We start from the raw sequence: 12,321 nt of genomic DNA, 5'->3' as shown, positions 1-12,321 counted from the left end.
GCGAGCGACTGCGCCTCTTTGGGCGGTCTGCGCCGCCGCGCAGTAAGCGAAGCGCATGCTTTTGATTAAGCTTTTGCATAAAAGCTTTAACTCTTTTGACCTTAAAAAAACCATTTTGCAATAAAAAACCAAGTGAAAAGCTTGCTTACAAGTCCCCCATTGCCCTCTCGCCTATGACCCATCATTCTGAGATGATTAAGAATCACCACTTATTGATAATTTAATATGGCTATTTATGACTAATAAACCTGGGAAAACAGCCCGCTGGCGCGCTGTCTGGCAGTTGATTAAGCCTTATTGGCAGTCCGAAGAGAAGTGGAAAGCATGGGGCATGTTAGCCACCATTATCATTCTTTCGTTGGGATCGGTGTATCTTAGCGTTCAGTTTAACGAATGGAATCGCGTTTTTTACGACGCACTACAGACTAAAAATTTCCCCATTTTTAAACAGCAGCTGTTTAAATTTTCATGGCTGGCGCTGATTTTCATCGTCGTGACCATCTATAAAGTCTATCTGACGCAGGGCCTGCAAATGAACTGGCGGCGCTGGATGACCAACGAATATATGGATAAGTGGTTACATAACCACGCCTATTATTACACCGAGCATCAGCATCAGATTGATAACCCCGATCAGCGTATTGCAGCCGATCTCGACGCGTTAACATCTGGCACGCTCAACCTGACGCTTGGCCTGCTGTCGAGCCTGGTTACGCTGTTCTCGTTTGTGACGATTTTGTGGTCGGTCAGTGGTCCGTTGCACTTTATGCTCGGCTCCCACGACATCACCATTCCGGGCTACATGCTGTGGTTCGCGCTGCTGTATGCGCTGGTGGGCTCGGTTATTATCGGCTTTATCGGTCGTCCGTTGGTTAAGCTGAGCTTTAATCAGGAATGGTTTGAGGCAAACTTCCGTTTTGGCCTGATTCGTATTCGTGAAAACAGTGACGCCATCGCGCTTTATCACGGTGAAAAAAGCGAGAAAAAACAGCTAAGCGATAACTTTGAAGCGATTCGTTCCAACTGGTGGTCGTTCATGCGCGTCACCCGTCGCCTGAATTTTGCCAGCTCGTTTTACGGCCAGTTTGCGATTATCTTCCCGATTTTAGTCGCTTCACCGCGCTATTTCTCGGGCGCTATCCAGATGGGCCTGCTAATGCAGATCTCCTCGGCGTTTGGTCAGGTGCAAGATTCTCTTTCCTGGTTTATCAACGCCTTCAATGAGTTAGCCAGCTGGAAAGCCTGCGTTAACCGTTTGGCCGGTTTTAACGCCGCGATCAATCAGGTCAACGCGCAGCCGCGCAATATCGCGTTGGGTCATGCCAATGATGGCGATTTGCAGCTTAAAAATCTGACGCTAAGCCTGCCAAACGGTAATCCGCTGTTCTCTTCGGTAACGGCCTCGCTGGCAACGGGCGCGCGCGTGCTGGTTGCCGGACCTTCTGGCTGCGGCAAATCGACGTTGCTGCGCGCTATCGCGGGCGTTTGGCCTTACGGCTCGGGCGAAATTAATACCGCCGAAAACAAGAAGCAGCTGTTTTTACCCCAGCGCAGCTATATTCCTATAGGTTCTCTGCGCGAGGCGCTGATTTATCCGGAAGAGTCGACGCTGGAATACACCGACGAACGCCTGTGCGAGGTGCTCGAATGGTGCAACCTGAGTTATCTGCAGCCCGTGCTGGATCAGTATGCTAACTGGAGCCAGCGCCTGTCGCCGGGTGAACAACAGCGTTTGGCCTTTGCGCGCGCGATGCTGATCAAACCCGAAATTCTTTATCTGGACGAAGCGACCAGCGCGCTCGACGATGATACCGAGCAGAAAATGTACACTCTGTTGCTGGAAAAACTGCCGCAAACCAGCGTGCTCAGCGTCGCGCACCGTAACAGCGTGGCGAAATATCATGAGGAATGCTGGCGTTTCAAATTGCAGGACGACGGCCAGTGCTACATGACGGCTTCAACGTTGCAACCTGAACTCAGCATCCGATAACTACCAGATAGCCTTGGCCCTACCCTTTCCCTCCTCCATCCGCGAGGAGGGACTCTCACGCAAAGCTTTTAAACCTTTTCAGCTTTTAAACCGTTACAGCTTTTAAAACGTTGTCGATTAATTAGGTACAACTTTTAAACAATTATTGAGCGTCAGCCCACAAAACTCGGTACTCTGTTTGTTCAAATTGTATAGCTCACCATACAATTAACAATGGATTCAGGAGGGCTGATGAACATTGATAAAAACTCGCTAGTACCCTTTTATTTACAAATAGAACAGCAGCTTACCGAGCAAATAAGTTCAGGCGAGATCAAACCCGGCGACCCCATTCCTACCGAAGCGGCGCTCTGCGAAATCTATGGTGTTTCGCGAATGACGGCGCGCAAAGCGGTCGATTATCTGGTTAGGCAAGGTCGAGTGGCGCGTTTTCGCGGGCGCGGCACCTTTGTAATCGATAATCGCCAGCAGCAAAAAACGGTGTTACCCCTCGACCGACATTTTACCTCGAGTGAAATAGCCAGAGAGTTAAACCAAACGCTCGAAAATCAGGTGGTCGAATTTCGTCAGGAAGTCGCAGACGATGAAATCGCCGCGCTCCTTCGCCTCTCTATCGGCACGCCCGTTTATTTCATGATTCGCCTGCGCCTGCTTGACGGCAAACCTTTCGTTTATGAAAAAAGCTGGATGCTCAGCCAACCTTTTCCGGACCTGACGCGGGATCACCTGAACCATTCAAAATATGAGTATTTGCAGGCGCGCGGCTTCATACCGGCGGGCAGCAGCAAACAAATTTCTGCCGAGTTACCGGCCAATACGGTGCGTCAGGCGCTGGATCTTTCGCGTGACGAGCCGATTCTGCACGCACGTTCGGTGGCCTATTTTACTGACGGTACGCCTTTTGAAGTCGCCGATATTTATTACAACCAGCGTTACTACCGTTTTAGCCTCGAAGCACGCTGTTAGTCGGCATTTTTTGTTGTTAATCCCTGACTCATTGCCAACCGATGGCTATTTGCCATTCTCGCTTCGCGTTGCTGTCGAATAATCTTCATCTTTTCGTCTAGAAGCGCCGCTCTGGCACGCAGACGTTCGGGATCACGGCAGGCTGACTCGCAATGAGGGGCCTTTTCGCTTTCAACTCGTTGAGCGGACAACGCTTTATCGGAACCTTGCAGGCTTCTGCTTTTACGATAGTTAACCAACTCGTTCTGCACACTATCAATTTGTTGATAAAGCGCATCAAAACGTGTTTTTCGTTCGTTTAAAAAATCGACGTAGGGACGATAAAATAAGGTGGTGCTTTTGGCGCTATTATCAACGGCCGTCACCTGCTGACCTATATCCGTTACTTTGTATAAACCTTTTTTATTATTAACGGATTCGATACTTGTCCTATTTACGGGCGACGTTAGTTTACCTATTGGCATAATTCCCCTCAATTCTTCATTCACCTTATTATGTCATTCATCTTAATAGGTCATTCACCTTAATGCTTTACTCCTCTTGAAGGGCAATTAATTTTAATTAAGGATTCATATTAAACAATGAAACGACCCCGCAGGGCCGTTGATTGTTTCAGAATCAAAATTAATCGCCGCAGAAAGTCGCCGCGCCGCTATTCCCAGGATTTATAGGGCGATTGAGGCTGCTTAAATACAAAGCTTTTTTCGAGCTCGTCAGGCGTAAGCTCTTTGCGGTCCCAGCGCGGCGAATTTTCTCCGTCAGTGACTTTCACATATTTATTAAGTATTTGCAGCGATTCCAGGGTAGGCGTAAGAGAGATTTGCCTTTCAGGCGTCATTCTGCCCTTTGCCAACGAGGTGGCAGCGCTAAGATTCTGATATTTCTCTAATATACTCTTGAAAGCATAGCTTTTAAGCTTTTCTTCCGGCTTGATTTTTTCTTGTTTCGTGGCTTCGATGTCTAGCTTGCTCAAAGGTTTTTTAAGCACACCGATAGCCGCAATCGACAGGCCGATCTTTTTGAAGGCCCCGAATTTTTCAGAAGCAGCAAACTTTTGAACCGCGCCAGTTTCTATCTTTAATGATTCAATCTCTTTTGCCGTATTCGAGGTTATTTTTTTACTGGAGTTACGTAGTTGATTAATTAAATAGTTAGTACGTGAACCAATATTCATTTTTTGAATAAAATCTACGCCTAACCTTTGGTAAACGGAACCTATCGCGTTAACTGTCATCAGGAGATCCTCAATATTAATGGTCCTGCTGATTCTAGCTCTTGCCTATTCCCACCCAAAGCAATAAACCGCCCATAAAAAAATAATGAGCGGTTTATAGTAAAATGACGCGGCAAAGCGTTAACTCGCCAGCTGAATTTTCACGTCGTTAGCAATTTTTTCAACTTGCGGACCATAAATGACATGCACATCCGTGTCGGTGACGCGTTTTACGCCCATCGCGCCCGTGGTCATTAAGGTTTTATCAACCACCTGATTCATATCTTTAACCTTGACGCGCAGCCGGGTGAAACAGCAATCGACGCTGGCGATATTCTCTTCGCCGCCAAGGCCTCTAATAATATTCGAAGTTTTATCGCTCGCCGAGGCGGCAGCCGTCGTCGGTACTTTGGCGCTGGTAGATGAAGAAGACGCACCGCGCAGCTCTTCGCTTTCCATCTCTTCTTCGCGGCCCGGCGTTTTGACCTGCATCCGGGTAATCACCCAGCGGAAGGAGAAATAGTAGAGAGGCGCATAAATCACGCCGAGGATCAGCGGATACCACCAGTTAGTTTTACTGCCACCCAAAATCCCGAAAATCACCCAGTCAATCGCACCGCCCTGCACGTTGCCTATCATCACGTGGAACACCTGCATCAGCACGAATGACAGCCCCATCAGCACGGCGTGCAGGATATAAAGCACCGGCGAAACGAAGATAAAGCAGAACTCCAGCGGCTCGGTAATGCCCGTAGTAAAGGAGGCCAGCGCGCCCGCAAGCATCAGCGCCTTGACGCGATCTTTGTGTTCGGGTTTAGCGCAGTGATACATCGCCAGCGCGGCGGCCGGTAAGCCAAACATCATGACCGGAATCTTGCCCTGCGCCAGAAAACGCGTGGCCTCGCGGGTCACGTCATCGCTCACTGCGCCCGGATTAGTCAGCGCCGCGTTGAAGATATTCAATGCGCCGACCACGCTTTGATGATCGACGGTTGTCACCCCGCCAAGAGGCGTAAAGCGCACGGTTTCGTTAATGATGTGGTGCAAACCGGTCGGGATCAGCAATCGTTCGGAGGTGGCATAAATAAAGGTACCGATTTCGCCCGTGCGACCAATCAGCTCGCCAACCCACTGAATTCCTAGGGCAATCGCCGGCCAGATAAGCGAAACAAGCACCCCGACAATCGGCAGCACCACGACGGTAATGATCGGCACAAAACGGCGGCCACCAAAAAACGCGACGGCGGTCGGCAGCACAATGGTATAGAAACGATTGTGCAGGAACATGGTAATCAACCCAACTAGCACCCCGCCCAGCACGCTCATGTTGTAGGTAAAAATACCCAGCGTACGGGTGAATTCGGAGGCGAAAATCAGCGCTTCGGTGGAAGGCATGCCCTGTGCGGTAAGGTGTTCAACGGTAGTCGTGGCGGGAGTAATATCCTGCGCCAAGAGGCTGTAATTGATGCCGACGTGAAAGGCAACGAAACCGATCACTGCGGAAAAGGCGGCGGTGGCCTTCTCGGCATTGGCCAGTCCCATGGCGGTCGCGACGGCAAAGAACAGCGGCAGATTGGCAAACAGCGCGCTGGAGATCTGCCGAATAAAGCCGATAACCAGCTGCAACGATTTAAATTGGGCAAAACTTTCACCCACTACGTTTGGATTTTGCAACGCAGAGGCGAGGCCGAGAAAAATACCGGCGGCGGCAATAACGGAAATCGGCGTCATTAGCGCCTTGCCGAGGTCGTGGATCTTGCTGCCTATTTTCATCATGCCTTTTCCCCTTGGTGTCGATGCTTAAAAATCGCTCACTAAGAGTTAAGTCGTAGGTTGTATAGCTGTATAGACAAAGAACGTAGGAGTATGAATGCGATCACAGTTTGTTAACAAATTGAAAGCAGGTTACAATGAAAATGTAAATTATGCTTTCGGTTAAAAAATCGCCACTCTACGGATTTTAGACGAAAAAAAGCCCACATCGGACAGTGGGCATCAGGGTTGCGATAGACCGCTTTTTTCAAAGCCGTTGCAACAAGGCAAATGTGAGAACTGCTCGCTCTCATTAGCTACGTTAACGGCTCTTTGCCGATATCGGCAGCGATTTCTGGTAAGGTCACTGTTAATAAGTATGTCGTACTTTGATCCAGATCATACTTTTATGATTTCTTGCAAAAACCGCAGGCCAGTATATCCCTCTAAACAGAGGTGATAAGATAGTTAACTCTGTTATTAGTATCAGGCTATTTTTTATAAAACTCTGCAAAACCCTCGCTGTGCACAAAATCCCTTCATAAACTTGATTTTTATAGTCATTAATAATTGAAATATTTAGACATACCTCACAACAAAATACTTACAGAGTGAATTCATCGCCTCTCGTATAGTGGGGGACTTATTGAGAATGATTGTTCTCAACCCCCCTAAGAGAGTGAATTCTATGCGCCTGAAGGTTCTTTCTGTCAGTACTGTGGTACTGCTTTCCGCTTGCGATGGTTCCGCCGGGACGGCCTCGCAACCTGCTGCTCAAGCCCCAGCCGTTGAATATGTAACCCTACAAGCAAAACCGGTGACATTAACCACCAGCCTGCCGGGCCGTACTTCTGCCGTAAGAACCGCGGAAGTTCGCCCACAGGTTAGCGGCGTTATCCTGAAACGTACCTTTGTTGAAGGTAGCGAAGTTAAAGCCGGTCAACAGCTTTATCAGATTGATCCTGCAACGTATCAAGCCGCATACAACAAAGCGCAAGCCACCTATAAAAGCGCTGCTGCCACCTCGAACCGTTATAAAGGTCTGGTCTCTTCACAGGCTGTGAGCCGTCAGGTTTATGACGATGCCGTCGCCACGACCGGCGAAGCCGCTGCCGACCTCGAGACTGCACGCGTTAATCTGCAATACACCAAAGTTTACGCGCCAATCTCCGGCCACATCGGCCGTTCCAACGTGACCGAAGGTGCGCTGGTCACCAGCGGTCAAACCACCGACCTCGCGACTATCGACCAGCTGAATCCAATCTATGTCGATGTTAGTGAATCCTCACTTGATCTGCTGCGCCTGCGTCGCGCGCTGACCGACGGCAAACTGGCTTCCGCCGGTGACAACGCTGCGCAGGTTGAACTGACTCTGGAAGACGGTAGCCACTACAGCCTGCCGGGTAAACTGGAATTCTCCGAAGTGACAGTAAATGAAGGAACCGGCTCCGTTACGCTGCGTGCCTCCTTCCCTAACCCGAAAGACGAGCTGCTGCCGGGCATGTTTGTTCACGCCACCTTGAGTCAGGCAGTTGAGCAGAACGGTATTTTGGCCCCACAGGAAGCCATCATGCATGACAACAAGGGCAAACCTTACGTCTATGTCGTGAAGGCGGATAACACCGTTGAGCAACGCGAAATCACCACCGGTCAGATGATGTCGGGCAAATGGTTGGTGACTTCTGGCCTGAACAATGGCGATCGCGTGATTACCAGCGGGCTGCAAAGCGTACATCCAGGCACCAAAGTTAACGGCAGCGAGCAGAAAGCCGCCGAACCTAAAGTGGACGCAAATCTGTCAATGACTGACCCATCCGCGCAATAGAGGAATACAGATGTCTACTTTCTTTATCAACCGCCCGATATTTGCCTGGGTGGTCGCAATTGTCATTATGATAGCCGGTGCGCTATCGATAATGAAATTGCCGGTAAACCAATATCCAAACATTGCTCCGCCTGCGATTTCCGTGACCGTAACCTATCCGGGTGCTTCGGCTGAAACGGCGCAGAATACCGTGGTTCAGGTTATCGAGCAGCAGCTGAACGGCCTTGATGGCCTGCGTTACCTCGAATCGCAAAGTAACAGCGACGGCAGCGCAACCATCATCGTGACCTTTAATCAGGGTACCGATCCGGATATCGCGCAGGTTCAGGTACAGAACAAAGTTTCTCTGGCCGAATCCCAGCTGCCTACCGAGGTGGTGAATCAGGGTATTCGTGTTGCCAAATATCAGCAGAACTTCATGCTGGTGGTAGGTCTTGCTTCAACCAACGGCAAGATGAGCAACTCCGACTTGGGTAACCTGCTGGTGACCAAGCTGGAAGACCCGATCGTGCGTACCAAAGGCGTGGGTGACTTCCAGGTATTCGGTTCTGAATACGCAATGCGTATCTGGCTGGATCCGTCCAAGCTCTACAAATACTCGCTGATTCCAAGTGATGTCACTACGGCGATTGAAGCGCAGAACGTGCAGGTTTCCTCCGGTTCACTCGGTGGTTTGCCAACGGTTAAAGATTCAAAAGTTAACGCTACCATCATTGGTAAAACGCGTTTCACCAGCGTGAAACAGTTCCAGGATGTGCTGCTTAAAGTGAACAGCGACGGTTCTCAGGTGCGCCTGAAAGACGTGGCTAATATCGATTTGGGTCCAGAAAGCTATTCAATTTCGACCACTTACAACGGCAGTCCGTCAACGGGTATCGCCCTGCGTCTGGCGACCGGTGCCAACGTGCTGGATACGGCAAACGCGGTAAAAGCGACAATCGAAAAACTGAAATCTTCGCTGCCTGAAGGCGTAGAAGTCGTTTATCCGTACCAGACCTCGCCGGTGGTGAGCGCGTCGATTCATGAAGTGGTGAAAACCCTGATTGAAGCTATCGTGCTGGTATTCTTCGTGATGCTGCTGTTCCTGCAAAACCTGCGTGCCACCTTGGTGACCACGCTGGTTGTGCCGGTAGTGTTGCTGGGTACGTTCGGCCTGTTAAACGCGTTTGGTTTCTCGATAAACACCCTGACGATGTTCGGGATGGTGCTCGCCATCGGCCTGTTGGTGGATGACGCCATCGTGGTGGTCGAGAACGTCGAGCGTGTGATGCATGAAGAGAAGCTTTCGCCGAAAGAGGCGACCATCAAATCGATGGGACAGATTCAGGGCGCGCTGTTTGGTATCGCACTGGTTCTCTCTGCCGTATTGATTCCAATGGCGTTCTTCGCCGGTTCTACCGGGATTATCTACCGCCAGTTCTCGATAACTATCGTTTCGGCGATGGCGCTTTCGGTGCTGATGGCGCTTATCTTCACCCCTGCCCTGTGTGCGACCATTATCAAACACAGCGATGACGACAAGAAAACCACCGGTTTTGCGGGCTGGTTTAACCGTACATTCGATAAAGGCGCGGCGAAATACACCTCAAGCGTGGCGGGCGTTATCAGCCGTCGTCGCCTGTTTATGGTGATTTACCTGCTGATCGTGGTCGCGATGGGTTACATGTTTACCCGCGTTCCGACCACCTTCCTGCCAGACGAAGATCAGGGCATCCTGTTTGTTCAGGCGACGCTTCCGGCCAACGCCTCGGCAGAACGTACGCAAGAAGTGCTGGACGGCGTGCGTGAATACTTCCTGAAAAACGAAAAAGCCAACGTAAACTCAGTGTTTACCGCCAACGGCTTTAGCTTCGCAGGTCGTGGTCAGAACGTCGGTATCGGCTTCGTCTCCCTGAAAAGCTGGGAAGATCGTCCGGGTGACCAAAACGGCGTTCAGGCGATTGCCGGTCGTGCGATGGGTCACTTTGCGGGCATCAAAGGCGCTAAAGTGTTTGCCTTCGTGCCTCCTGCGGTTCTGGAGCTGGGTAACGCCACCGGTTTCGACTTCTATCTGCAAGACACCAACGCGCAGGGTCACGCAGCCTTGATGGCGGCTCGTAACCAGTTCCTCGGCATGGCCGCGCAGGACAAACGCCTGATGGCGGTGCGTCCGAACGGTATGGAAGATGAACCTCAGTACCAGCTTGAAATCGATGACGAACGCGCGCAGGCACTCGGCCTGAGTCTGAGCGACATCAACAACACTCTGTCTGCCGTGTGGGGCTCGTCATACATTAACCAGTTCATGTATAACGACCGCGTGAAAAAGGTCTATATTCAAGGACGTGCCGCATCGCGTGTCACCCCGGAAGACCTGGGCAAATGGTACTTCCGTAACAGCTCTGGTCAGATGGTACCGTGGTCGGCGTTTGGTACCGGCAAGTGGGTTTATGGCTCTCCTCGTTTCGAGCGCTTTAACGGCGTCTCTTCCGTCGAAGTCCTGGGTTCACCGTCTACGGGTTACAGCTCGGGTGACGCGGTTGCCGCCGTGATGGAAATTGCGAAAAAACTGCCACCTGGCTTTAACATCGCCTGGCACGGCCTGTCGTATGAAGAGCAGCAGTCTGGTTCACAGACCCCTGCCCTGTATACGCTGTCGATTATCGTAGTCTTCCTGTGTCTGGCAGCACTATATGAGAGTTGGTCAATTCCATTCTCTGTCATGCTTGTCGTTCCATTGGGTATAATTGGTACTATCGGTGCTGTATTGATCCGTGGATTGTCCAACGACGTCTTCTTCCAGGTAGGCCTGTTGACGACGGTGGGGCTGGCGGCTAAAAACGCCATCCTGATTGTCGAGTTTGCCAAAGAACTACACGAAAAAGAGGGAATGTCGATCACCGAAGCAGCAATCGAAGCGGCTAAACTGCGTATCAGGCCGATTATTATGACCTCGATGGCGTTTATCCTCGGTGTAATTCCGTTGACCATTTCGCATGGCGCAGGTTCTGGTAGCCAGCACTCGATTGGTACGGCGGTAGTAGGTGGGATGATAACGGCAACATTCCTGGCGATCTTCTTTGTTCCTATGTTCTACGTGGTCGTGGTTAACCTCTTCACCCGTAAGTCAAAAAAACAAGATAAGCCGCATTTAGATACTGAGGTTTCGAACCATGAATAAACCACGTTTTGCGCTGCCTCTTTTCTCGGCGCTGACACTGACCGTATTGGCTGGCTGTACCATGGAGCCCAAGTACGACCGACCGGCAATGCCGGTGGCGAGTGACTGGACCACCAGCAAAGGCGTTGACGCCGGCAAGGTACAGGATATCGGCTGGAGTCAGTTCTTTAATCAGCCTGATATGAAGCAGGTGATTACTTTAGCTCTGGCAAATAACCGCGACCTTCGGGTCGCGGCATTAAACGTCGATACGGCGCGTGCGACCTTCCAGATTGATCGCGCTGCGCTGCTGCCTACGTTGAATGCGACCGGCGGCGAAACCGCGACGCATCTGCCGGGCGGACTTTACTCGACGCAGAGCACCGGTCCGGTAACTTATCAGCAATACAGCGCCGGTGTAGGTGTCAGTGCCTACGAGCTGGACCTGTTTGGCCGCGTGCGCAGCCTGCGTGATCAGGGTCTCGAAACCTATCTCGCGACCGAAGCGACCCAGCGTGCCACCCAAATCAGCCTGGTTTCTCAGGTTGCAGAAGGTTACCTGAGTCTGGCAGCGGACAACGATTTGCTGAAGCTGGCTATCGATACCGCCAGCAGCCAGAACAACTCCTATGAATTGACCAAGCGCAGCTTTGATCAGGGCGTTAGCAACTCGCAGGATCTGGCGCAGGCCGAAACTACCGTGCGCAGCGCACAGGCTGATATCGCGCAATACACCCGTCAGGTTCGTCAGGACGTTAACGCCCTGACCCTGCTGGTTGGCACGCAGATCCCTCAGCAGTTGCTGCAAAACGCCAGTTTGAACAACAACTGGAACTTCCCGGCAACGCCAGCAGGTCTGCCTTCCGACCTGTTGACTCGTCGTCCGGATATTATTGCAGCCGAACACACGCTGAAAGCGGCTAACGCCAACATCGGCGCGGCGCGTGCAGCCTTCTTCCCGAGCATTACCCTCACCGGTTCTGCGGGTACAGAAAGCGGCAGCCTGACCCGTCTGTTTGACGGCGGCACCGGCGCGTGGTCGTTTGGCCCGTCGATCAATATCCCTATCTTTGATGGCGGCGTTAACAGCGCTAATCTGGATATCGCCAACACCCGCAAGAAAATCGAGATTGCGAACTACGAGAAAGCGATTCAAACCGCGTTCAAAGAGGTCTCCGATGGTCTGGCAGGTCAAGCGACTTACGGCAACCAGTTGAAATCTGTTCAACAGGCGAACGACGCTAACCAGCGTAACTTCGACCTATCGCAGCAGCGTTTCAAGGGTGGCGTAGACAGCTATCTGAGCGTGCTGGTCGCCCAGCGCTCACTGTACGCCGCTCAGCAGACGCTGATTTCCACCAAGCTGGCGCAGTTGAACTCCGATATCACGCTGTTCAAAGCCCTCGGCGGCGGCTGGAAGAAATAATCTTCCCACG

8 protein-coding genes are annotated in these 12,321 nt (G+C 51.3%); 5 read left to right on the top strand and 3 right to left on the bottom strand.

Annotation, left to right across the window (positions count from 1 at the left end; translation table 11 throughout):
• The first annotated feature begins 235 nt into the window (after window positions 1-235).
• Together SC206_RS12315 and SC206_RS12310 are read left to right on the top strand one after the other, a co-directional pair.
• Window positions 236-1,990, top strand: a complete 1,755-nt coding sequence (locus SC206_RS12315) for an ABC transporter ATP-binding protein/permease (protein ID WP_332737612.1) — start codon at window positions 236-238, stop codon at window positions 1,988-1,990.
• 231 nt (window positions 1,991-2,221) lie between these two features.
• Window positions 2,222-2,956, top strand: a complete 735-nt coding sequence (locus tag SC206_RS12310; protein ID WP_332737610.1) for a GntR family transcriptional regulator — start codon at window positions 2,222-2,224, stop codon at window positions 2,954-2,956.
• Here SC206_RS12310 and SC206_RS12305 read toward each other — a convergent pair.
• From SC206_RS12305 to SC206_RS12295, 3 genes are all read right to left on the bottom strand, one after another.
• Window positions 2,953-3,444 carry a hypothetical protein gene (locus SC206_RS12305; RefSeq protein ID WP_332737608.1) on the bottom strand — a complete coding sequence of 164 codons (492 nt, stop codon included), beginning with the start codon at window positions 3,442-3,444 and terminating at the stop codon, window positions 2,953-2,955. The two genes, SC206_RS12310 and SC206_RS12305, sit on opposite strands and share 4 nt — an antisense overlap.
• A gap of 164 nt (window positions 3,445-3,608) precedes the next feature.
• Complete coding sequence (locus SC206_RS12300; protein WP_332737606.1) at window positions 3,609-4,190, bottom strand: hypothetical protein; 582 nt, start codon at window positions 4,188-4,190, stop codon at window positions 3,609-3,611.
• Between the two features lie 120 nt (window positions 4,191-4,310).
• Window positions 4,311-5,945, bottom strand: a complete 1,635-nt coding sequence (locus SC206_RS12295) for a PTS transporter subunit EIIC (protein ID WP_332737603.1) — start codon at window positions 5,943-5,945, stop codon at window positions 4,311-4,313.
• Window positions 5,946-6,609: 664 nt separating this feature from the next.
• On the opposite strand from SC206_RS12295, the gene SC206_RS12290 reads away from it, so the two are divergent.
• The 3 genes from SC206_RS12290 to SC206_RS12280 are packed head-to-tail and all read left to right on the top strand — an operon-like array spanning window position 6,610 to window position 12,311.
• Window positions 6,610-7,746 carry an efflux RND transporter periplasmic adaptor subunit gene (locus tag SC206_RS12290; RefSeq protein ID WP_332737601.1) on the top strand — a complete coding sequence of 379 codons (1,137 nt, stop codon included), beginning with the start codon at window positions 6,610-6,612 and terminating at the stop codon, window positions 7,744-7,746.
• Window positions 7,747-7,756: 10 nt separating this feature from the next.
• Window positions 7,757-10,906, top strand: coding sequence for an efflux RND transporter permease subunit (locus SC206_RS12285; RefSeq protein WP_332737599.1), 3,150 nt, complete (start codon window positions 7,757-7,759; stop codon window positions 10,904-10,906).
• A complete protein-coding gene (locus SC206_RS12280; protein WP_332737597.1) occupies window positions 10,899-12,311 on the top strand; it encodes an efflux transporter outer membrane subunit in 1,413 nt (470 codons plus the stop codon). Before SC206_RS12285 ends, SC206_RS12280 begins: the two co-directional genes overlap by 8 nt.
• The last annotated feature ends 10 nt before the right edge of the window (window positions 12,312-12,321 follow it).

The sequence above is a fragment of the Rouxiella sp. T17 genome, assembly GCF_036663475.1.
Classification (GTDB): Bacteria; Pseudomonadota; Gammaproteobacteria; order Enterobacterales; family Enterobacteriaceae; genus Rouxiella.
This window is presented reverse-complemented; position numbering and strand designations above follow the sequence as displayed.